The 21,164-nt window shown below is 63.3% G+C and carries 19 protein-coding genes; 14 read left to right on the plus strand and 5 right to left on the minus strand.

The window, feature by feature from the left end; all coding sequences use genetic code 11:
• The first annotated feature begins 152 nt into the window (after positions 1 to 152).
• Both BM216_RS10255 and eutC read left to right on the plus strand, forming a co-directional pair.
• Positions 153 to 1,544, plus strand: coding sequence for an ethanolamine ammonia-lyase subunit EutB (locus BM216_RS10255; RefSeq protein ID WP_092998730.1), 1,392 nt, complete (start codon positions 153 to 155; stop codon positions 1,542 to 1,544).
• A gap of 1 nt (position 1,545) precedes the next feature.
• The gene (gene eutC, locus BM216_RS10260; protein ID WP_092998732.1) at positions 1,546 to 2,379 is read left to right on the plus strand and encodes an ethanolamine ammonia-lyase subunit EutC; all 834 of its coding nucleotides are present in this window, start codon (positions 1,546 to 1,548) and stop codon (positions 2,377 to 2,379) included.
• A gap of 99 nt (positions 2,380 to 2,478) precedes the next feature.
• On the opposite strand, the gene leuD is transcribed toward eutC, so the two are convergent.
• Together leuD and leuC are read right to left on the minus strand one after the other, a co-directional pair.
• Positions 2,479 to 3,096, minus strand: a complete 618-nt coding sequence (leuD, locus tag BM216_RS10265) for a 3-isopropylmalate dehydratase small subunit (protein WP_092998734.1) — start codon at positions 3,094 to 3,096, stop codon at positions 2,479 to 2,481.
• On the minus strand, positions 3,093 to 4,508 hold the full coding sequence (leuC, locus tag BM216_RS10270) for a 3-isopropylmalate dehydratase large subunit (RefSeq protein ID WP_092998736.1): 1,416 nt from the start codon (positions 4,506 to 4,508) through the stop codon (positions 3,093 to 3,095). The genes leuD and leuC overlap by 4 nt, the downstream gene beginning before the upstream one ends.
• 146 nt (positions 4,509 to 4,654) lie before the next feature.
• Here leuC and BM216_RS10275 point away from each other — a divergent pair, with 146 nt between their 5' ends.
• Positions 4,655 to 5,389, plus strand: a complete 735-nt coding sequence (locus BM216_RS10275) for an SDR family NAD(P)-dependent oxidoreductase (RefSeq protein WP_092998738.1) — start codon at positions 4,655 to 4,657, stop codon at positions 5,387 to 5,389.
• 4 nt (positions 5,390 to 5,393) lie between these two features.
• Here the strand turns inward: BM216_RS10275 and BM216_RS10280 are convergent, their stop codons facing one another.
• From BM216_RS10280 to BM216_RS10290, 3 genes are read right to left on the minus strand one after another with little or no spacing between them, the layout of a single operon-like run.
• On the minus strand, positions 5,394 to 5,822 hold the full coding sequence (locus BM216_RS10280; protein WP_092998740.1) for an organic hydroperoxide resistance protein: 429 nt from the start codon (positions 5,820 to 5,822) through the stop codon (positions 5,394 to 5,396).
• Between the two features lie 36 nt (positions 5,823 to 5,858).
• Positions 5,859 to 6,824 carry an NAD-dependent epimerase/dehydratase family protein gene (locus BM216_RS10285; protein ID WP_092998742.1) on the minus strand — a complete coding sequence of 322 codons (966 nt, stop codon included), beginning with the start codon at positions 6,822 to 6,824 and terminating at the stop codon, positions 5,859 to 5,861.
• Positions 6,825 to 6,837: 13 nt separating this feature from the next.
• On the minus strand, positions 6,838 to 8,811 hold the full coding sequence (locus tag BM216_RS10290) for an oxidoreductase (protein ID WP_092998744.1): 1,974 nt from the start codon (positions 8,809 to 8,811) through the stop codon (positions 6,838 to 6,840).
• A 171-nt stretch (positions 8,812 to 8,982) separates the two neighbouring features.
• Between BM216_RS10290 and BM216_RS10295 the strand changes: the two genes are divergently transcribed.
• From BM216_RS10295 to BM216_RS10345, 11 genes are all read left to right on the plus strand, one after another.
• A complete protein-coding gene (locus BM216_RS10295) occupies positions 8,983 to 9,768 on the plus strand; it encodes a GntR family transcriptional regulator (protein ID WP_244530140.1) in 786 nt (261 codons plus the stop codon).
• Positions 9,765 to 10,988 (plus strand): ABC transporter substrate-binding protein, encoded by a 1,224-nt coding sequence (locus BM216_RS10300; protein ID WP_092998748.1) that lies wholly within the window; start codon positions 9,765 to 9,767, stop codon positions 10,986 to 10,988. The genes BM216_RS10295 and BM216_RS10300 overlap by 4 nt, the downstream gene beginning before the upstream one ends.
• A gap of 105 nt (positions 10,989 to 11,093) precedes the next feature.
• The gene (locus BM216_RS10305; RefSeq protein ID WP_092998750.1) at positions 11,094 to 11,966 is read left to right on the plus strand and encodes a branched-chain amino acid ABC transporter permease; all 873 of its coding nucleotides are present in this window, start codon (positions 11,094 to 11,096) and stop codon (positions 11,964 to 11,966) included.
• Positions 11,963 to 12,949 (plus strand): branched-chain amino acid ABC transporter permease, encoded by a 987-nt coding sequence (locus BM216_RS10310; RefSeq protein ID WP_092998752.1) that lies wholly within the window; start codon positions 11,963 to 11,965, stop codon positions 12,947 to 12,949. The genes BM216_RS10305 and BM216_RS10310 overlap by 4 nt, the downstream gene beginning before the upstream one ends.
• Positions 12,950 to 12,959: 10 nt before the next feature.
• Entirely contained in the window at positions 12,960 to 13,706 is a 747-nt protein-coding gene (locus BM216_RS10315) for an ABC transporter ATP-binding protein (RefSeq protein WP_092998754.1), read from the plus strand.
• Positions 13,699 to 14,400 (plus strand): ABC transporter ATP-binding protein, encoded by a 702-nt coding sequence (locus BM216_RS10320; protein ID WP_092998756.1) that lies wholly within the window; start codon positions 13,699 to 13,701, stop codon positions 14,398 to 14,400. Before BM216_RS10315 ends, BM216_RS10320 begins: the two co-directional genes overlap by 8 nt.
• Before the next feature lie 52 nt (positions 14,401 to 14,452).
• Complete coding sequence (locus tag BM216_RS10325; RefSeq protein ID WP_092998758.1) at positions 14,453 to 15,346, plus strand: isocitrate lyase/PEP mutase family protein; 894 nt, start codon at positions 14,453 to 14,455, stop codon at positions 15,344 to 15,346.
• Positions 15,343 to 17,076: a hydantoinase B/oxoprolinase family protein gene (locus BM216_RS10330; protein ID WP_092998760.1), complete on the plus strand. Its 1,734-nt coding sequence runs from the start codon at positions 15,343 to 15,345 to the stop codon at positions 17,074 to 17,076. Before BM216_RS10325 ends, BM216_RS10330 begins: the two co-directional genes overlap by 4 nt.
• Complete coding sequence (locus BM216_RS10335; RefSeq protein ID WP_092998762.1) at positions 17,073 to 19,133, plus strand: hydantoinase/oxoprolinase family protein; 2,061 nt, start codon at positions 17,073 to 17,075, stop codon at positions 19,131 to 19,133. Before BM216_RS10330 ends, BM216_RS10335 begins: the two co-directional genes overlap by 4 nt.
• Positions 19,130 to 19,744 (plus strand): cysteine hydrolase family protein, encoded by a 615-nt coding sequence (locus BM216_RS10340; RefSeq protein WP_092998764.1) that lies wholly within the window; start codon positions 19,130 to 19,132, stop codon positions 19,742 to 19,744. Before BM216_RS10335 ends, BM216_RS10340 begins: the two co-directional genes overlap by 4 nt.
• A complete protein-coding gene (locus tag BM216_RS10345) occupies positions 19,741 to 21,141 on the plus strand; it encodes an FAD-dependent oxidoreductase (protein WP_092998766.1) in 1,401 nt (466 codons plus the stop codon). The genes BM216_RS10340 and BM216_RS10345 overlap by 4 nt, the downstream gene beginning before the upstream one ends.
• Positions 21,142 to 21,164 lie beyond the last annotated feature (23 nt).

The raw sequence follows: 21,164 nt of genomic DNA on the forward strand, positions 1-21,164 counted from the left end.
TCAAGCACGCCAGTCTTGTGGCCGCATGGCGATATTGAACTTGAAATTGCGTCCGGTTCTCGTGCTTAATTCCGCAAGGGGCACAGGTCGGAGGAAGCTCGCGTCCCACGGGAGGCCTATCTATTCTAACCGTTCCTGCGGGTTGAGCATTCATGAGCTTTACGACCACCATCGAACAGACAGTGTTTCGCTTCAAGGATCTGAAGGATCTTCTGGCGAAGGCGACGCCGGAGCGGTCGGGTGACCAGCTGGCGGGGATCGCCGCCGAAGGCCCGGTCGAGCGCCTGGCGGCGCAGATGGCGCTGGCCGATCTTCCGCTCAAGGCGTTTCTCGCGGAAGAGGTCATCCCCTCCGAGGATGATGAGGTCTCGCGGCTGATTGCCGAGCGGCACGACTCGGCAGCATTTTCCGCCATCTCCTCGCTCACCGTCGGCGAGTTGCGCGAATGGTTGCTCAAACCCGAGACCACCCATGACCGGTTGGAAGCGGTCACCTGGGGGCTGACGCCGGAGATGGTGGCGGCGGTGTCGAAGATCATGCGGCTGCAGGACATGATCGCGGTCTCGGCCAAGCGGCAGGTCGTTACCCGTTTCCGCAACACGATCGGACTTGCCGGCCGGCTTTCGACCCGCAACCAGCCCAACCACCCGACCGACGACAGCCGCGGTATCATCGCTTCGGCCATCGACGGTCTGCTGATGGGCTCGGGCGATGCCGTCATCGGCGTCAATCCAGCGACCGACAGTGTCGAAGATTATGTGCGGATCGTCTCGCTGCTCGACGAGCTGCGGGAAAAGCTCGCCATCCCCACCCAGACCTGCTGCCTCGGCCACGTGACGACCGCCATCCATGCGATCGAACAGGGCGCACCGGTCGATCTCGTGTTTCAGTCGGTCGCGGGATCGGAAAAGGCCAATCGCGGTTTCGGCATCGATCTGGCGCTGCTCAAGGAAGCGCATGAAGCGGGTCGGTCGCTGAAGCGCGGCATGCCGGGCGCAAACGTCATGTATTTCGAGACGGGGCAGGGAGCAGCACTCTCCGCTGATGCCCATTTCGGCGTCGACCAGCAGACGATGGAGGCGCGGGCCTATGCGGTGGCCCGCGAGTTCGATCCCTTGCTCGTCAATACCGTCGTCGGCTTCATCGGGCCGGAATATCTGTTCAACGGCAAGCAGATCATCCGCGCCGGCATCGAGGATCATTTCTGCGGCAAGCTCTTGGGCCTGCCGATGGGCGTCGACGTCTGCTACACCAACCATGCCGATGCCGACCAGGAGGACATGGACACGCTGCTGACGCTGCTTTGCGCCGCAAATGTCAATTTCGTCATCACCGTGCCCGGCGCCGACGACATCATGCTGAACTACCAGTCGCTGTCTCATCACGACGCCGTCTATTGCCGCGAGACGCTTAAGCGGCCGCCGGCGCCGGAATTCGAGGCGTGGCTCTCTCAGATCGGGCTGATCGATTGCGACGGAGCGCTGATCGGCGAGCCGGCGGCGCTTTCGAGCTATCTCCGCAGCAGCAACCTGATCGGGGCGTGACATGGGCAAGATTATCGAGCCGTCAGAAGCGGAGCCATCGCGGGTCGAGCGACCGGAAGAAGAGGGAGCGCAACCTCAGCCATCCGCAGCCGAACGGGTTCTCGACCTGAGACAGATGACCGATGCCCGTGTCTCGCTCGGCCGACACGGCGCGGGCCTGCCGACCGGCGCGCAGCTGTCCTTTCTGCTCGACCATGCAAGGGCACGGGAGGCGGTATGGACCAGTGTCGATCGTGCGGCTCTGGAAGAGCGGCTGGCCGTGGCCGGTCTCGACGTAGTCCACGTCGACAGCATGGCCGATGATCGCAGCGTCTATGTCCGGCGCCCCGACCTCGGCCGGCTGCTCGATCCGACATCGACCGAACGGCTGAAGGAGCTGGCGGGTGGCAAGGGCTGCGATATCGCGATCGTCGTCGCGGACGGCCTGTCCTCCAGCGCGGTCGATCTCAATGCCGTGCCGCTGATCGAGGCGCTCGCGCCGAAGCTCGGCGAACTGGGGCTAACGGTCGCGTCGATCGTGCTGGCCAGCCAGGCGCGGGTGGCGCTCGGCGATCCTGTCGGCGAGGCGCTGGGGGCGAAACTTACCATCGTGCTGGTCGGCGAGCGTCCAGGGCTTTCGGCCGCCGACAGTCTCGGCGCCTACATCACCTACGGCCCGAAACCGGGCAATCCGGATTCCGGCCGCAACTGCGTGTCGAACATCCGCGACGGCGGATTGCCGATAAGCGAGGCGGCAAGCATCATCGCGGCGCTGGTAAAGGACATGGTGAAGACCGGCGTCAGCGGCGTGGCCTTGAAGGCGGCCGTGGCGAAGCTTGGGACTTCGGGCGTCTGAGGGCGCCGTGGATGCGGACACAAGGGTGCGGCATTTGTCCTTCTCCCCACAGGCGGGGGAAGGAGGCAGGCTGACCCGTCGTAAAATCCAGGCGATCCGCTAGTCTGCGCCCGTCTGCTGCAGCCACGGGTGACGCTCTTTGTCGGCTTCGACATAGCGGGAAATATCGGCGGCATAGCTGGCCGTCAGGTCGAGATCGTCCCAGCCATTCAGCAGCTTGGTACGCCAGACCGGCTCGACCTCGAAACGGAAGACGTGGTTGGCGAGGCGGATTTCCTGAGTTTCCAGATCAACCGCAATGGTCTCGTGCCCGCCCTCCAAAAGCGCCAGAATTTCTTCGGCATCCTCCTCCGTCACCCGAGCAGGGAGCAAGCCGTTGTTGACGGAGTTGGAGGAGAAGATATCGCCAAAACTCGGGGCGATGACGCAGCGGAAGCCGTAGTCGACGAGCGCGTAGACAGCTGCCTCGCGGGAGGAGCCTGCGCCGAAATTGCGGCGGGCGACGAGGATTTCGGCGCCCTGGCGGTTCTCGGCATTGAGCGGGAGATCGGCGATCGCCCGGCCTTCGCCGTCGAAACGCATGTCGTAGAGCAGGTACTGGCCATATCCTTCCGAGCGGGAGCGCTTCATGAAGCGGGCGGGAATGAGCTGGTCGGTATCGACGCTGGCGAAGGGCAGGGGGGCGGCCTTGGCCTCAAGCGAAATGAAGGGTTTCATGCGCGTCCTCCCATCAGGTCGCGGACATCGGTCAGGCGCCCGGTCACGGCGGCGGCTGCGACCATGGCGGGAGACATGAGGTGCGTGCGGGCCTTCGGGCCCTGGCGGCCCTTGAAATTGCGGTTGGTGGTGGAGGCGCAGCGCTCGCCCGGCGGGACGAGATCGCCGTTCATACCGACGCACATGGAACAGCCGGAATCGACCCATTCGAGACCGGCATCTATGAAGATGCGATCGAGGCCTTCTTCCTCGGCGCGCTGCTTGACGACGGAAGAGCCGGGCGAAACGAGGCCGGGGACGGCGGCCTTGCGGCCGTTCAGTACGGCGGCTGCGGCGCGCAGATCCTCGATACGGCTGTTGGTGCAGGAGCCGATGAAGACCCGGTCGACGGCGATGTCGGAAAGTGCTTGGCCGGCTTTCAGCCCCATATAGTCAATGGCTTCGCGGATATGGGCCGAGCGGGATTCGTCGGCGGTGCTCTCCGGCCGGGGAACGGTGCCGCTGATCGGCAGCGCATCTTCCGGGCTGATGCCCCAGGTGACGATGGGGGCGATGTCGCGGCAGTCGATCGTGATCTCGCGGGCGAATTCGGCATCATCGTCGCTGCCGAGCGACAGCCATGTCTCGGTTGCGCGGTCGAAAAGATTGCCCTGCGGCGCCAGCGGCCGGCCGCGCAAAAAATCCACCGTCGTCATGTCGGGGGCGACGAGGCCGCAGCGGGCGCCGCTTTCGATCGAGAGATTGCAGAGCGTCAGGCGACCTTCCATCGAAAGCGCCCGCACTGCTTCGCCGGCATATTCGATCGCATGGCCCTGCGCGCCGTCGGCGCCGATCGTGGCGATCATCGAAAGCGCCATGTCCTTGGCGCTGATGCCGAGGCCGAGCGTGCCGTCGAAACGGACGCGCATCGTCTTCGGCTTCTTCTGCCACAGCGTCTGCGTCATCAGCACATGCGCCACTTCCGACGCGCCGATGCCGAAGGCGATCGCACCGAATGCGCCATGGGTGGAGGTATGGCTGTCACCGCAGACGATGGTGGCACCGGGAAGCGTGATGCCCTGTTCGGGGCCGACCACATGGACGATGCCTTGACGCGGATCGTTGAGCCCGTAAATGCGGACGTCGTTTGCCCGACAGTTTTCCTCGAGCTGGGTGATCATCCCGGCAATCGCCGGATCGGTCTGGTTGATGTCGCGGGTTCTCGTCGGCGCATAGTGATCGACGATGCCGAAGGTGAGGTCGGGGCGGGAGACCCGGGCCTGTTTTTCCTTCAGCTTGTTGAAGCCGTGGAACGAGCCCTCATGGACGAGATGGCGATCGATGAACAGCAATTGCTGGCCATCCGCCTGGCTGGCGACCACGTGGTTCTGCCAGATCTTGTCGAAAAGGGTGCGGGGTTCCGCCTTCGCCATTCTTCCTCTCCACTCGCCATCCTGCCCGTCTGTTCACGGTCGGCGGCTCCTCAATCTGTATTGTTAATAATACAGATTTAATTTGCAAACGAATTCGCGATCGGCCACGTTCGGGTCAGTCGCAGTTTGAACGAAAGGCCAGTCCCATGTCCAAGAACCAGCCGCTCAAGGGTCGCGTCGCGATCGTCACCGGAGCCGGCGGCGATATCGGGTATGCGACTGCCAAAGCCTTTGCAGAGGCTGGAGCCTCCGTCGCATTGCTCGATCTTCACGCCGTCGAGAACGCCGATGCGATGTTTCCCATCGCCTGCGACATCGCCGATCCGGCAGCGGTGGAGGCTGCGGTCGATAAGGTCGTGGCCAAATTCGGCCGCATCGACATGATCGTCAACAATGCCGCTGCCGAAACGCCGCTTGGCACTGTCTGCGATATCCCACTCGAAAGCTGGAAACGCACACTCGACGTCAATCTGACCGGTGCCTTCCTGCTCTGCAAATATGCCATTCCGCATATGAGACGGCAGGGTGGGGTCATTCTCAACATCGCCTCGCAGCTTGGTCACGTCACCACGCCGGGCAGGGCTGCCTATTCCGCCAGCAAGGCGGCGCTCCATTCTCTTACTCGAAGCCTCGCGCTCGATCATGCGGCCGATGGCATTCGCGCCGTCAGCCTGTCGCCGGGTGCCGTGCTCACCAGCCGGGTGACCCGGCAGGCGGGCGGAGAGGAGCAGGCGGTTGCCGCACTTGCGCCGCTCCATCCGATCGGCCGCATCGGAACGCCGCAAGAGATCGCGGCGACCGCGCTCTTCCTCGTGTCCGATGGCGCAGCCTTCATCACCGGCACGGATGTGCTGGTGGATGGTGGCTACACGGCGCGCTGATCCCTTATTCCGCAAGGCTGAGCGTGACCTCGACATTGTTGCGGATCGCGTTGGAATAGGGGCAGGTCTGGTGCGTCAGCGCCAGCAGCGCCTCGGCATCCGACTTGTCGATGCCGGGGATGGTGACGACCATCCGCACTGCCAGCCCGTAACCCGGCGCATCGTCGCGCGGGCCGATATCGACCGCGCACCGGATTTCCGGCGTGCCGATATCGAGCTTCTTCTGCTTGGCGAGAAAATCCATCGTGCTGATGAAGCAGGCCGAGTAGCCGGCGGCGAAGAGTTGTTCCGGGTTGGTGCCGCCGGCGCCGGCGCCGCCCATGCTCTTCGGCTTGACGAGATTAAGCTTCAGCTCGCCCTGTCCGTCGGTAGCCTCCGCGGTTCCGGTGCGGCCGCCTCTGGCGATGGCTTCGGCGGTATAAATGACCTTCATATTGCTCTCCTTGGCATCTTTTCTCTTGGGATTGTCTCAGTGGGTCTGTTTCGCGAGCCAGGCGACATAGTCGTCGCAGGCCTCGGCCGATGCCATGAAGCGGAAGCCGAAATCGCGCTCGAACTTTGCGCCGGAAACCGGCTGGCGGGTTCTGGACAGGTCGTCGTTGAAGGCGATCGTGCTGTCGCTGGCATCGTCCTTGCCTGCTTCACAGGTCCAGCCGGGATGGGATTTCGACAGGCGTTGGCAGAGCGTGCCGACATGCCAGGTTTCGCCGAGGCTGAGATTGTAAAGGTCGGACGGAAGCGTTTCGGCCGTCGCCAGAATGGCGAGAGCGCGGGCTATGTCGCGGCTGCTCGTCCAGTCGCGCGCGCCTCCATCTGGCAGGCGGACGGCTTCGCCGGCGGCGGCCTTGCGGGTCAGCTGATAGGGCGGGCTCATCGTCTCGCGAACGCCGGTCTCGTGCTCGTGCGGGCCGAAAACAGCGGTAATCCGGGCTCTTGCGGTCGAGACGCCGAAGCTTTTGCCTGCCTCCGCGACCAACCGCTCGCTGGCGAGCTTGGTAAAACCGTAAAGCGTCGTCGGCATCGGGTTCACGTCTTCGGTAACAGGAGCGTCTTCGAACGGGGCCGTGCCATAGACTGCCGACGAACTCGGATAGACGAAGCGGGTGAGGCCGGCCTTGCGTCCCTCCTCAAGCAGGATCGCGGTCGATACGGTGTTGACGTCGAAGGCATCGGTCGCCGTCGCGATCGCGCTCTTTGGTCCGAGCGTGATCGCTGCGGCGTGGATGATCTTCTTTATGCCGTGACGGGTGAGGACGGTGGCAATCGCAGCGCGGTCTCGCACATCGGCGATCTCGACTGCGAGGCCCTTCATCGTGGCGAATGCGGGTGGCAGCGGACGGTTGTTGAGGGCGACGACCTGTCTGCCGTCGGCCAGCAATGTTTCGATGAGGTTGAGGCCGATGAAGCCGCCGGCGCCGGTGATCAGGATGGTCATGGCAATTCTCTTCCTAATTCAGTTCTCTGGCGGCCAGATGGGCGTGGTAGACGGCTTCCAGCGCGGTGCGGGGGGCAAGGTTGTCGCCGATCTGGCGGACGGGGATGCCGAGCGCACGCAATTCGCGGAACAGCGTCTGATCGGCGAAATTGTGCTCGGCGGCGATCAGTGCGGTAATGCCGGCATGGATTTCCATCTCGCCGGTGGAGAGGTCCTCCGCCGTTAATGTGCCACCGTCATAGCTCGCAACGCGACGAAGGGTGGCAAGCCTCACCTTGCGCTCGCGCAGCCGCTTCATGTTGGCTAGCGTCGAGTAGATGGTCGTGCGCCAGGCGATGCCGCCGATGGGGGAGAAGAAGGTGACGCGCTTGCCGAGATCGGCGAGATGTTCCGCGAGCGTCAGTGCCGCCCATTCGCCGGTGCGGTCGAAGAGAGCGACGTTGTCTCCCAACGCCTCGGGGTTTTGAAGGGCTTCCGGAATGGTCAGCGCCTTGCCGCCGCCGGGGATGATGGCGCGGACCGGTGTCGAGCCGGTGGCGAGGAACACTGCGTCGGCATTGAAGCCGGCGATTGCCGCCGCTTCGGCCTGCTTGCCGCATTCCACTGTCACGCCCAAGCGTTCAATGTCCGCGATCTGCTCTTCCAGCAGATGAGAGAATTTAGACCGTTTCGGCATCCTGATCGCATCGCGCAACTGCCCGCCGGGTGCGTCACCCTTTTCCCAGAGCGTGACCTTGTGGCCGCGCGCTGCGGCGGTGCGGGCCGCTTCCAGCCCGGCCGGGCCGGCGCCTATGATCAGCAGCTTTTTCGGTTTCTCCGTCACGATCTCCGCCAGTTCGGCCCAGTCTCCCTCGAGCCCCGCCCGAGGATTGACCAGACATCGGATCGGCAGGTTCTTTTCCAGCATGCCGGCGCAGCCCTGGTTGCAGGCGACGCAGGTGCGGATTTCGTGCGTGCGGCCTTCGACGGTTTTTTTCACGATCGCCGGCTCGGCGAGATGGGCGCGGGCCATGCCGACGGCATCGGCGCCGCCGCTCGCAATCATTGCCTCCGCCTCGTCCAGCTTGGTGAAGCGACAGACGGCGAAGACGGGCATGGTCTGGCCGGCGGCATGGAGGGCCGAGCGGATGCGGGCGGGCAGTTCGCGAAACGGTGCGGGATCGATCGCCATGTCGGCCATCTGCGAGGCCAGCGAATAGGAGGCGTGATAGGCCGAGTGGGAGACGTTCAAGAAGTCGATTTTTGCCGCCGCGGCAAGGGCAGGGGCGATGAGTTCAGCCTGGTCGATCGTCATGCCGCCCTCGACATATTCCTCGCCGCTGAGGCGTACGCCGAGGCAGAAGCCGTCGCTGACTTCGGCCCGCACGGCGCGCAGGACCTCGATCGGGAAGCGCATCCGCTTTTCCAGCGAGCCGCCATAATCATCCTCGCGCTTGTTGGAGAGAGGCGAGAGGAATTGCTGCAGCAGGTGGCCGTGGGCCATTTGCAATTCGATGCCGTCAAAACCGGCTGCGACGAGATTGCGCGCGGTCAGCACGTGACCTTCGATCACCGCATCCATATCGTCGCGTTCCATCGGCCGGGGCGGCAGCGCCGATGTCGACCACGGGATGGGCGAGGGGCCGAAGGAGACGGTGCGCTCGAAATCGCCTTCGACTTGTCGTCCAAGATGGATAATCTGGCCGAGGATGCGGGCGCCTTCCGCCTTCACGGCCTCGGTGATCCTGCGGAAGGGCGCGATGCAGGCCGGGTCGAAACCGCAGACGGCCTGGGGGCGCCCGAGGGAATTGGCATGAACGCGGATCGATTCAAAGATGATGGCGCCGACGCCACCTTTGGCCCGTTCGCGGTGATAGGCGAGATGCCGCTCGCTCGGCAGGTGGTCCTCGCCGAAATTGGTCGTATGGGCCGGAACGATGATCCGGTTGCGAAATTCCAGGTTGCCCACCCTCAGCGGACTGAGGGTGCGAGAAAAAGCTTGCGGCATGCGGCGGTGTTCCCGTTTTATATTGCACTGCACATAGGCAATCTTTGTTGCTGACCGTTATATGGGCATTGACGATATCTGTCATCTACAATATACAAAAGCTGTATTAAAAATAAGATAGATTGGGGAACTGGCTTGAGGCCGGCAACGGAACCGCTAAAGACACAGAAAGTGTATCTTCTGCTCCGTGACAGGATTGTTTCGGGAGAGTTGAAGGCGGGTGCGCGGCTGCCCAGCGAGCTTGCGCTCGCAGGCCAATACGAAGTCTCGCGCGTCACCATCAGGCTGGCGCTCGATCTGCTTGCAAGGGAAGATCTCGTCGAAAAACGGGTCGGGTCCGGCACCTATATCAAGGGTGCCGTCTTCGGCCAGCCGGTGACGGCCGATCTTTCCAATGCCTTTGCGCATCTGATCGAGATGGGGCGGTCGACGGCCGTGAAGCTCATCTCGTTCGAATATGTCGAGGCACCTGCAAGAATAACCGAGGCGCTTCGCCTCGAAGACGACGAACGCGTGCAGAAATCCGTGCGCGTCCGTTCATTCGATGACGTTCCCTTCTCCTATCTGACAGCCTACGTGCCCGAGCGTATCGGGCGCGGTTATTCTCGCGATGATCTCGCCAATCTTGCCCTTCTCGAACTGATCGAGCGATCCGGTCTGAAGACCGAAACCGCGTGGCAGGAAGTGGGTGCGGTCCTCGCGAATCCGGAAGTGGCTGAGGCGCTCGGCATCGGTGTGGGCTCGCCCCTCATCGCTTTGACCCGCGTCGTCTACGGGAAGGGCGGGCAGGGCATGGAATATCTCCAGGCCCTCTACCGTCCCGATCGCTACAGCCTGCAAATGAACCTCGTACGCAAGGGCAGTGAAGGGAGCCGGCACTGGAGCCCCACGTCCGAGGTCTATCGGAGCGAGCGCGAAAACGGCCCCCGCGCAGGCAAGAGGATGGTGAAGAAATGAAGACGCTCATGAACTCCGTATCCCGGCGCACGCTGCTGCAGACCGGCGGCGCGCTGGCTGCAACGCTTGCCGCCCCCGGCCTCGTCCGGGCGCAGGCGCCGACGGTCAAGATCGGTCTCTTACAGCCGATGACCGGCGCATTCGCGAATGATGGCGACCTCGCCAAGATCGGCGCGGAATATGCCATCAAGGAAATCAACGACGCCGGCGGCATCAAGGCGCTCGGCGGCGCGAAACTCGAACTGTTGGTCGGCGATTCCCGCTCCAACGCGGAAGCCGGCGCGCAGGCGACCGAACAGCTTCAGGCAGATGGCGCGGCAATCGTCGTCGGCGGTTTCGCCAGCGGCATCGCTATGACCGGAACCCAGGCGGCTGCCCGCTATGAGCTGCCTTTCATCATCGACTGCGCCGTGTCCGACGCGCTGATGACCCGCAACCTGAAAAACGTCTTCCGCTTCAACCCGAGCTTCTCGATGGCAGCCGACGTGGCTCTGAAGAACCTCGTGCTGATCAATGATGCTTCCGGCAAGGCGGCCAAGACTGTCGCGATCGTCCATGAAGACGGCCTTCTGGGTTCGGGTCTTGCCAAGCTGATGCAGGCACGCCTGCCGGAGCTCGGCTTCGAGGTTGTAGAGACGATTTCCCATCCGACGCCGGCCCGTGACATGAACAATGTCGTGCTGCGCCTGCGCTCTCTGCAGCCCGATCTCATCATTCCGTCGCATTACTTCAACGAATTCGTTCTCTTTGCCCGCACGCTGCAGCAGCAGCGGGTCAAGCCGAAGGGCATATACGCCCTCTTCGGCGGCGCGGCGTCGAGCTACAAGTTCGTCAGCGAGTTCCCGGAAGCGGCCGAAGGCGTCATGGACGTCAACCACTGGGGCGATCCCAAGAACCCGACAAACGACAAGCTGATGGCAGCCGTCAAGGACGCCGGCAAGTTCTACGCCTACAACACGCCGATCAACTATTCGGTCATCCAGGTGGCGGCGCAGGCGCTGGAATTCGCCAAGAGCGCCGATCGCGGCGCCATCAACGAGGCGCTTTCGAAGAACGAATTCGACAGCGGCATCATGCCCTACGGCAAGTCGAAATTCGATGCGACCGGCCAGAACGTCAATGCCCTGCCGCTCAATACCCAGGTCCAGGGTGGCCAGATCAAGGTCATTTACCCGGATCAGTTCGCCCAGGCGAAACCGAAATTCCCGGCCAACGGCTGATCCCTTTGACTACGGCAGGTCCGGGGCGGCGCTTTCGCCCCGGACAACTCCGGCAATGCAAGCCCGGCAACTGAACTCGGCAGGAATGTCCGGCAAGGGAAGTTCATGTATTCACCGATCATCATCTTCGAAGCGCTGGCCAACGGATTGATGCTCGGGGCGGTCTATGCCCTGATCGCTCTCGGGCTGACGCTGATCTACGGCGTTCTGCACATCGTCAATTTCGCCCACGGGGCGCTTCTCACTGTCGCCATGTACGCGATCTGGCTGGCATTCGAAAAATTCGGCCTCGATCCCTATCTCGCGATCCTGATCGTCACACCTTTGATGTTTGCGCTCGGTTATGCCTTGCAGCGCTTCATCATCGGCCCGTCCAGCCATGGATCGGACAACGGCATCCTGCTTGTGACGCTCGGCCTTTCCATCGTCATCCAGAACCTGCTGCTTGCCGGATTCAGTTCCGACACGCTGACGATCGCCACCGATTACGCCTTCGGCGTGGTGCCGATCGGGCCGCTGCTTCTGTCGCTGCCGCGCGTCATCGGGCTGGGTGTCTCGCTGCTGACGGCGCTGCTCTTGTGGTTCGTGCTTAACCGCACGGATATTGGCAAGGCGATCCGCGCGGTTGCCAAGGAACGGCTGGGTGCCAGCCTCGTCGGCATCAATGTCGCGCATGTCTATGCCATGACGTTCGCGCTCGGCACTGCGTGCCTAGCGATCGCTGCCGGGCTGCTGATGCCGACCTTCTATGTCAGCCCGACCACCGGTGCCGCCTTCGTGCTCGTCGCCTTCACCATCGTCGTGCTCGGCGGCATGGGATCGATCCTCGGTGCGCTGATCGGCGGCCTGCTGATCGGTGTCGTGGAGGCGGTCTTCAGCCTCTTCCTCGGCGACAGTCTCGGGCAGATCGGCATCTTCCTGATCTTCATCCTGGTCCTGCTGGTCAAGCCGACCGGCCTGTTCGGAGCACGCGGATGACCAAGAATTTCGAACTCATCCTCGCACTCGCGTTTCTGGCCTTGCTCGCCGTCCTGGCACTCGTCGGGCTGCCGGGAAACATCCTCAACCTGTTCATCTTCATGATGATCGTGGCGCTCACCGCGCAGGGCTGGAACATGCTCGGCGGCTATGGCGGCCTGTCGTCCTTCGGCCATGCGGCCTTCTTCGGCACCGGCGCCTATACGACGACGATCCTGCAGACGACATTCGGCATCAATGCCTGGATCGGGCTGGTCTGCGGCGTAGCGCTTGGCGCTCTGGTCGGCGCCCTCATCGGCTTCCTCAGCTTCCGGGCAGGGCTCAAGGGCTCCTATTTCGCCCTCATCACGCTCGCCTTCGCCGAGGTCCTGCGCATTCTCGCCAACAGCTGGGATTTCACCGGCGGCGCATCGGGCATGATGGTGTCGCTGAAGAACAGCTTCTGGGATTTGCAGTTTGCCGATCGCCGTTACTTCTTCCTCATCCTCGTCGTTTTCGTCGTGCTCGGCCTGTTCCTCACCCGCTGGCTGGAACGCTCGGCCTTCGGTGCCTATCTGATCGCGCTGCGTGAAAACGATCAGGCGGCGCAGGCGCTCGGCGTCGACATCTTCCGCATCAAGATGCAGGCGATCACCCTGTCGGCGGCAATCACCTCGCTCGCCGGCTGCCTCTATGTACAGAACTTCCTGTTCATCGACGCCAATGTCGCCTACGGCTCGTGGATCTCCATCGAGGCGCTGTTTGCCGCAATCGTCGGCGGTGCGGGCACGATTGCCGGACCGCTGATCGGATCGGTGCTGCTGCTTGGGCTGGGGGAGATCACCAAGTCCTTCTCGGGCGGGATACCCGGCATCGATCTCGTCGTCTTCGGCATCATCCTCGTCCTCTGCGTCGCCTTTGCGCCGAACGGTGTCCGCGGCTATGTCGCCGACCTCTATCGCCGGCGCATGAACCGGCCGCCAAGCAGCCCGAAGATCGTGTGAGGAGAGAGCCATGCTGAAAGCACATAATCTCACCAAGCGCTTCTTCGGTCTCGTCGCAGTCGACAATGCCTCGATCGATGTTCCGGAAGGTTCGATCACCGGGCTGATCGGCCCGAACGGCGCCGGCAAGACGACGCTGTTTGCCATGATCGCTGGCTTTTCGCCGCCGAACGAAGGCCGTGTCGTTTTCCAGGGTGACGACATCACCACCGAGAAGCCGCATCTGCGCGCCCGTCGCGGCCTTGCCCGCACGTTCCAGATCGTCCAGCCCTTCGCCGGGTTGAACGTGCGCGACAATATCGCGGTCGGTGCCTATCTGCACACGAAGGACCCGACCGAGGCCAAGCGCCGGGCGACCGAGGTTGCCGAAAAAGTCGGGCTCGGGCGCGAGCTCGACAAGCTGGCCTCCGGTCTCACGATTGCCGGGCGCAAGCGGCTGGAACTGGCCCGCGCGCTGGCGACCCGGCCGAAGCTTCTGCTGCTCGACGAAGTGCTGGCCGGTCTCAATCCGTCGGAAATCCGCGACGTTCTGCCGATCATCCGCAAGATCCGCGAGGAAGGCGTCACGATCCTGATGATCGAGCACATCATGCAGGCGGTGATGAACCTCTGCGACAGCGTCTATGTGCTCTCTCAGGGCAAGATGATCGCCAGCGGCGAGCCGAAGGTCGTCTGCACCGATCCGGCCGTGATCGAGGCCTATCTCGGCCATGGTGCCGCGGCCCGCATGCAGGCGGAAGGAGCGGCCCATGCTTGAGATTTCCGATCTCCGCGCCGGTTACGGCGGCACCGAAGTGCTGCGGGGCTTGAGCCTCTCCGTCAACCAGGGCGAAGTCGTCGCCGTGCTCGGTTCCAACGGCGTCGGCAAGACGACGCTGAACAAGGTGCTGTCGGGTGTCATGCCGGCGCGCAGCGGCTCGATAAAGTTCAACGGCGAGGATATTTTCGGCGCCAGTGCCAAACGTGTCGTCGAGGCAGGGCTGATCCATGTGCCGGAGGGCCGCAAGATCTTCCCGAATCTCACCATTCTGGAAAACCTGGAACTCGGCGGCTATTGCCGGCCGCGTTCGGTGCGCAAGGCCAATATCGAGAAGGTCTTTGCGATCTTCCCGCGGCTGAAGGAGCGGACCAGCCAATATGCCGGCACGATGTCAGGCGGTGAGCAGCAGATGCTGGCGATCGGCCGCGGGCTGATGGGCGAGCCAAAACTTCTCATCCTCGACGAACCGTCGCTCGGCCTGTCGCCATTGCTGGTGGAAGAGATGTTCTCGCTGATCAAGCGGCTGTCCGATGACGGCCTGCCGATCATGCTGGTGGAGCAGAACGTGGTGCAGTCGCTGGAGCTCGCGAGCCGGGCCTACATCCTCGAAAACGGCGCCGTGGCGCTTTCCGGAGACGCAGAAAAGCTGCGGGCCGATCCCGAACTCAAGCGGGCCTATCTCGGCCTGTAGCAGCAACAAGAACGCGGCGGACAAGCCGGAAACACGACAAGGAAGAAACCACATGACCCTGAGCCAAGTTCTCAAGAGCGGGGGCAATGTCGTCGCTCCCGGCGTCTTCGACGCCTTGACTGCGTCGATCGCCGAATCCGCGGGCTTCAAGGCTCTCTACCTGAGCGGCGCGGCGATCGCTTATACCCATCTCGGCCGGCCGGATATCGGGCTGGTTTCGATGGCGGAAGTCGCGGACCGGATCGCGATGATCGCGGACCGGGTGTCGACGCCTATCATCGTCGATGCCGATACCGGCTACGGCAATGCACTCAACGTCCAACGGACGGTGCGGCTGTTCGAAAAGATGGGCGCGCAAGCGATCCAGCTGGAAGACCAGACGACGCCGAAGCGTTGCGGCCACCTGAACGACAAGTCGGTGATTTCGGCCGGCGAGATGGTCGGCAAGATCCGCGCCGCGGTCGATGCGCGCAGAAGCGAGGATACGCTGATCATCGCACGCACCGACGCGCTGCAGATGGAAGGCATCGAGCGGGCGATGGAACGCGCCAATCTCTATGCCGAAGCCGGTGCCGATATCCTGTTTGTCGAGGCGCCGAAATCCGGCGACCAGCTCGGTTCGATCGCTGGCGCGCTGAAGGGCGTGAAACCGCTTGTCGCCAACATGGTCGAAGGCGGCACGACGCCGATCCACAATGCCGCCGAACTCGGCGAACTGGGCTTCCAGATCGTCATCTTTCCGGGCGGCGTGGTGCGGGCGATGGCCCGCACCGCGACCGAATATTACCAGTCGCTCGCCGAGAACGGCTCGAACGCCCCGTTTGCCGGCCGGATGTTCGATTTCAACGGGTTGAACGCGTTGATTGGCACGCCGCAGATGCTGGAACTCGGCGCCACCTATGAAGACAAGAACGACACGAAGGACAGAGATGAGGATGCGGCATGAGTTCGCTTGATCCTGTAACGCTTGCCATCCTCAAGGGACGGCTGGAACAGATTGCCGACGAGATGGACGCGACGCTCTATCGCTCCGCCTTCAACCCGACGATCGCGGAAGCCAAGGACGCCTGCCACGGTATCTACCATGCCGAGACCGGCGATACGCTGGTGCAGGGCACGTCGGGCCTGCCGATCTTCGTCGGCGCCATGGCATTTGCCGTGCGCGCGGTCATCGCCAAGGTGGCGCGGGACGGCGGGCTGAAGGAGAAGGACACCTTCATCTTCAACGACCCCTATGAAGGCGGAACACACCTGAACGACTTCCGCCTCGTGCGGCCGATTTTTCGTGACGGCAAGCTCTTTTGCTGGATGGCGTCGGTCGGCCACTGGCTGGATATCGGCGGCAATGTCGCCGGCAGCTATAATCCCAAGGCGGTCGAAAGCTTTCAGGAAGGCGTGCGCATTCCGGTCGTCAAGCTCATCTCCGAAGGGCAGATGAACAACGACATCATCGAGATCATCTCGGCCAATTCGCGCGTGCCGATGTCCAACTGGGGCGACCTCAACGGTCAGCTCAATGCGCTCGATCTCGGCGAAAAGCGGCTTGGCGCGTTGCTTGAGGAATATGGCGCGCAGACGATCGAAGCGTCCTTCGAAGCCTTCTCCAACCGTGCCGAAGCGCTGATGCGCTCTGCGATTTCTTCGATGCCGGACGGGACCTACAGTTTCGAGGACGTGCTCGACAATGACGGCATCACCGACGAGATGCTGACGGTCGCGCTCGACCTGACGATTTCCGGCGACACGATGGAGCTCGATTTTTCCCGCTCTACCCAGGCCGCGCAGGGGCCGATCAACATCTCGCGCTCGACAACGATCGCAGCCTGCTATGTGGCGCTGAAGCACATCTTCACCGAAGTCCCGGCCAATGCCGGCTGCCTGCGACCGATCTCGTTCAACATCGTCGACAACTCGCTGCTCGGTGCCAATGCGCCGAAGCCGGTTGCCGGCTACACCGAAACGATCCTTCGCCTGATCGGCGTCGTGCTCGGCGCGATCGCGCAGGCCGATCCGGATCGTGCGACGGCGGCACCCTTCGGCACGATCAACGCGCTTTCCGTCGCCGGTCACCGGCAGAACGGTTCGCGCTGGGTGATGTTCTCCTTCTTCGGCGGCGGCCTCGGCGGCAATCCTGTCTCCGATGGCCTGAACCACGCCAACAACCCCATCTCGACGGCGACCATTCCGCCTGTCGAAATTCTGGAAGCGGCCTATCCTGTCATGTTCACACAGTGGGCGCTTCGGCCGGATTCTGCCGGTGCCGGCGTGCATCGCGGCGGCTTTGGTGCGGTCTATGAGCTGGAACTGCTGGGCGGCGGCGACGTGGCGCTGCTCGGCGAGCGCGGCAAGCAGGCGCCTTTCGGCGTGCTGGGCGGCGAACCCGCGGCGCTCAACCGCTTCTTCTGGCAGACCGAGGATGGCGAGAAGTCGCCGCCGATGGCCTCCAAGATCACCGATCTCCGACTCCCGGCCGGCAAGCGCATCCGTCTCGAAACACCCGGCGGCGGCGGATGGGGCGATCCCCACCGGCGCGACCCGGAAAAGGTGCTGCACGACGTCAAGCTCGGTCTCGTGAGTGTAGCCCAGGCAAAGGCGCTCTACGGTGTGGTGATCGGAACGGATGGTGAAATCGACATGCAGGCCACCGGCAACCTGCGGAATGGAGTGGCAGCGTGAGCAATCTGGGAACCATCGTCGGCGTCGATGTCGGCGGGACTTTCACCGATCTCTTCTATTTCGACGAAGCTCAGGGCCGGTTCCGCACCAACAAGGTGCCGTCGAACCGCGGCGACGAGGCCGTCGGTTTTCTCGATGGCCTGAAGGGTTTCGGCGAGATCGAGGGGCTGGATTCGATCGTCCATGGCACGACGGTCGGCACGAATGCGCTTCTGGAACGCAAGGGCGCCAAGGTCGGTCTGATCACCACCGAAGGCTTTCGCGATGTGCTGGAAATGCGCCGCCGCGACCGCCGCCATACCTGGGGCCTGTGGGGCGACTTCGTCCCGGTGGTCGAGCGCGATTTCCGCATGGAAGTGGCGGAGCGGACGCTGGCCGACGGCACGATGCGGGCGGAAGTCGATGTCGCGGCTGTGCGTGCGGCAGCCGAAAAGCTGAGAGCCATGGGCGCCGAGGCGCTGGCTATCGTCTTCGTCAACGCCTTCGCCAATCCGCAGAACGAGGAGAAGGCGGTCGCTGCCGCGCGCGCCGTCTGGCACAACGAGAACGTCGCCTGCTCGACGCAGATCCTGCCGGAAATCCGTGAGTTCGAACGCACCTCGACGACGGTGCTCAACGCCTATCTGCAGCCGGTCGTCGGCTCCTATCTCGGCAAGCTGGAAAAGGCGCTGGAAGGCGAGAATTTTGCGGGGCGCTTCCACATCGTCCAGTCGAATGGCGGGGTGATGTCCACCGAGACGGCGCGGCGTCTTCCGGCGCGCACCGCGCTGTCGGGTCCGGCGGCCGGCGTGATCGCGGCGGCGGCAATCGCCGAGGCTGCGGGTTTTCCGAATGTCATCACGGGTGATCTCGGCGGAACATCCTTCGACGTGTCGCTGATCGCCGACGGCAAGGCGGCGCTGGCGGCGCAGACGACGATCGATTTCGGCCTCGTCATCCGCACGCCGATGATCGAGATCACCACGATCGGCGCCGGCGGCGGCTCGATTGCTCATGTGGATGCCGGCGGCCTTCTGCAGGTCGGTCCGGAAAGTGCCGGCTCACGGCCGGGGCCAGTGTGCTACGGGCAGGGGAATACCCGCCCGACGCTGACCGACGCCAATGTCGTACTCGGCCGCATCAATGCCGACCGCCCGATCGGCGGCAAGCTTGCTCGTCTCGACGTGGAAGCAGCGAAAAAGGCGATCGAGGAGCATGTGGCAAAGCCGCTCGGCCTTGGCGTCATGGAGGCGGCGGAAGCGATCGTCAGGATCGCCGATAGCCGCATGGCGGGCGCGATCCGGCTTATGTCGATCGAGCGGGGGCATGATCCTCAAAAATTCGCGGCCGTGCCCTTCGGTGGCGGTGGGGCGCTGCATGTCTCGGCGCTGATCAAGGATGTGGGGCTCAAAGCCGCGCTCGTGCCGCGCTATCCGGGCGTCACCTCGGCGCTCGGCTGCGTCATCGCCGATATCCGCCATGACCAGGTCCAGACGCTGAATATCTTTCTCGACGGGATCGATATCGAGGCGGTCGGTACAAGAATGGTCGAGGAGGCAGACAAGGCACGAGCCGTGGTTGAGGACGCGCGTCTCTCCATGGAGCGGATCGATACGCTCTTCGAACTCGACATGCACTATGTCGGCCAGACGCATACGGTGCGGGTGACGCTTCCGGCACGCGTCGAGGGCGGAAAGTCGGATGTCTCGGCAGAGATGATCCGCAATGCTTTCGAGACGGCCTATCAGGCGTCGTTCAGCCGGCTTCTGCCCGGCGTGCCGGTGCGTATCGTCAACCTCAGAACCAGTGCCATCGGCATCCGCCCGAGTTTTGATCTGAAGGCACTGTCGGCCCCGACCGATACGACCGTTTCGTCGGCAACGACTGGGACGCGGCAGGTATGGTTTGATGGCGGCTGGCACGACACGACGATCTACGCCCGTCTGGAACTGCCGGAAGGCTGCGAGATTCAAGGGCCGGCGATCCTCGAGCAGCCGGATGCGACGACGGTGGTCTCGCCGGAGTTCAGGGCGCGCGTCGATCTCTATGGCAATGTCATCGTGGAGCGTAAGGCATGAGTGGGCATCCGATCCCGATCGAAAAGACCGGTCTCATCATCGTCGACCTGACCAACGACTTTCTGGCACCTGAAGGTGCCTATGGTCGGGCAAAGCAGGGCGCGCCGGAAATCGCAGCGCTGCCGGAGCGGATCAAGCCGCTGGTCGACGTGATGCGCAGACGAGGCGGCTATATCATCTCCGCCCAGTTCACACTGGTGCCGACCAAGGGTGGCGAGCCGATCATCTCGCCGCATCTGAAAGAGCTCCGGCCTTTCCTCGGCAAGGGTGATTTTGCGCCCGGCACCTGGGGCAACAGCCTGATCGACAGCCTGGCGCCGGCCGATCTTGTCGTGGAAAAGGTCGCCTATTCGTCCTTCTACATGACACGGCTCGAATGGGTCCTGCGCAAATGCGGCATCGAGAAGCTGCTGGTCGGCGGCATCGTCACCAATGGCGGTGTCTCATCGACCGTGCGGGATGCGCATGTCCGCGATTTCGAGACGATCACCCTTTCCGATGGTTCGGCGGCATTCTCGGTCGAGACCCATGAGACGGCGATTGCTGCACTGAAGCCCGTCAGCCGTATCGCCACGGTGGCTGAAATGATCGCCGAGTTCGAAGAGCAATGAGCCGGGTCGAATTCTCGGATCGGGAATTCGAACTGAGCGTGCCGCTCGTCATCATCGGCGGCGGCGCGGCGGGGCTGGTGGCTGCACTTTCGGCCAAGGCAGAAGGGATCGATCCGCTGGTGCTGGAGCGGGATGCCGTGCCGCGGGGCTCGACGGCACTGTCGGCCGGGCTGATCCCGGCGCCCGGTACGCGCTGGCAAAGGGCGGCGGGCGTCATTGACACGCCGGAGACGTTTGCCGCAGACATCCTGCACAAGGCTGACGATGAACCGGATCCAAATCTCGTGCGCCTCGTTACGAAAACCATAGGCCCGACGCTGGAATGGCTGGCGGAAGCACATGGCCTGCCGTTTTCGCTGGTCGATAATTTCCGCTATCCCGGGCACTCGGAACTGAGGATGCACGGCTTACCGTCGCGCTCCGGCGAAGAGCTGATCGACCGACTACGCACCGCCTGTGAACAGGCCGGCATCGATATCCTCACCGACGCACATGTGGATACACTGATCGCGAGCGCTGGTGGCGAGATCCGCGGCATCGTGGTGGAACGGCCTGACGGGAGTCGGGAAGAGATCGGTTGCGATGCGCTGATCCTCGCCTGCAACGGTTATGGCGGCAATCCGGCATTGGTGGCCGAACACATCCCGTCCATGCGCGAGGCGACTTATTTCGGCCATCCTGGCAATCAGGGCGATGCGTTGATCTGGGGTGAGGCACTCGATGCCGCGACCCGCCATCTCGGCGGCCATCAGGGGCATGGATCTGTGGCGCATCCGGTCGGCATCCTGATCAGCTGGGCGACGGTCATGGAAGGCGGTTTCCAGGTGAATGCAGAGGGCCGGCGCTTCTCCAACGAGGCCAAGGGCTATTCCGAACAGGCGGCCAACGTGCTCACGCAGCCAGACGGTATTGCCTGGACCGTGTTCGACGCACGGATTGCCGATATCGCCCGACAGTTCGAGGATTTTCGCCAGGCGGAGCAGGCAAAGGCGATCGTAGCGGCCGACACGATCGAGGAACTGGCGGCGAAAATGCAGGTCGATCCTGCGGCTCTGTCGTCCACGTTCAATGACGTCGAGGAAGGCAAGAGCCTTGGCCGAAGTGATCCTTTCGGGCGCAATTTCGCCAGCGTGCCTCGGCTTATCGCCCCCTATCGCGCGGTGAAGGTCACCGGAGCCCTGTTCCACACCCAGGGTGGGCTTGCGACCGACGGTCAGGCTCGCGTCGTCCGACAGGACGGTTCGGCGATCGAGAACCTGTTTGCCGCGGGCGGGGCAGCCTGTGGTGTTTCCGGCAGCGGCGCCAGCGGCTATCTCTCAGGCAACGGCTTGCTGACCGCCGTCGCACTTGGCCGTGTCTCTGGTCTCTCCGCTGCGAACATGCTTCACGGCGCGTGACCGACCCATTGCCCAGCTGATCC

The organism is Rhizobium sp. NFR07 (assembly GCF_900111905.1).
Lineage (GTDB): Bacteria > Pseudomonadota > Alphaproteobacteria > Rhizobiales > Rhizobiaceae > Neorhizobium.

Excerpts from the sequence above, each read along its gene's own strand:
- BM216_RS10255 (WP_092998730.1), top strand. The coding sequence starts at position 153 with ATGAGCTTTACGACCACCATCGAACAGACAGTGTTTCGCTTCAAGGAT.
- eutC (WP_092998732.1), top strand. The coding sequence starts at position 1,546 with ATGGGCAAGATTATCGAGCCGTCAGAAGCGGAGCCATCGCGGGTCGAG.
- leuD (WP_092998734.1), bottom strand. The coding sequence starts at position 3,096 with ATGAAACCCTTCATTTCGCTTGAGGCCAAGGCCGCCCCCCTGCCCTTC.
- leuC (WP_092998736.1), bottom strand. The coding sequence starts at position 4,508 with ATGGCGAAGGCGGAACCCCGCACCCTTTTCGACAAGATCTGGCAGAAC.
- BM216_RS10275 (WP_092998738.1), top strand. The coding sequence starts at position 4,655 with ATGTCCAAGAACCAGCCGCTCAAGGGTCGCGTCGCGATCGTCACCGGA.
- BM216_RS10280 (WP_092998740.1), bottom strand. The coding sequence starts at position 5,822 with ATGAAGGTCATTTATACCGCCGAAGCCATCGCCAGAGGCGGCCGCACC.
- BM216_RS10285 (WP_092998742.1), bottom strand. The coding sequence starts at position 6,824 with ATGACCATCCTGATCACCGGCGCCGGCGGCTTCATCGGCCTCAACCTC.
- BM216_RS10290 (WP_092998744.1), bottom strand. The coding sequence starts at position 8,811 with ATGCCGCAAGCTTTTTCTCGCACCCTCAGTCCGCTGAGGGTGGGCAAC.
- BM216_RS10300 (WP_092998748.1), top strand. The coding sequence starts at position 9,765 with ATGAAGACGCTCATGAACTCCGTATCCCGGCGCACGCTGCTGCAGACC.
- BM216_RS10305 (WP_092998750.1), top strand. The coding sequence starts at position 11,094 with ATGTATTCACCGATCATCATCTTCGAAGCGCTGGCCAACGGATTGATG.
- BM216_RS10310 (WP_092998752.1), top strand. The coding sequence starts at position 11,963 with ATGACCAAGAATTTCGAACTCATCCTCGCACTCGCGTTTCTGGCCTTG.
- BM216_RS10315 (WP_092998754.1), top strand. The coding sequence starts at position 12,960 with ATGCTGAAAGCACATAATCTCACCAAGCGCTTCTTCGGTCTCGTCGCA.
- BM216_RS10320 (WP_092998756.1), top strand. The coding sequence starts at position 13,699 with ATGCTTGAGATTTCCGATCTCCGCGCCGGTTACGGCGGCACCGAAGTG.
- BM216_RS10325 (WP_092998758.1), top strand. The coding sequence starts at position 14,453 with ATGACCCTGAGCCAAGTTCTCAAGAGCGGGGGCAATGTCGTCGCTCCC.
- BM216_RS10330 (WP_092998760.1), top strand. The coding sequence starts at position 15,343 with ATGAGTTCGCTTGATCCTGTAACGCTTGCCATCCTCAAGGGACGGCTG.
- BM216_RS10340 (WP_092998764.1), top strand. The coding sequence starts at position 19,130 with ATGAGTGGGCATCCGATCCCGATCGAAAAGACCGGTCTCATCATCGTC.
- BM216_RS10345 (WP_092998766.1), top strand. The coding sequence starts at position 19,741 with ATGAGCCGGGTCGAATTCTCGGATCGGGAATTCGAACTGAGCGTGCCG.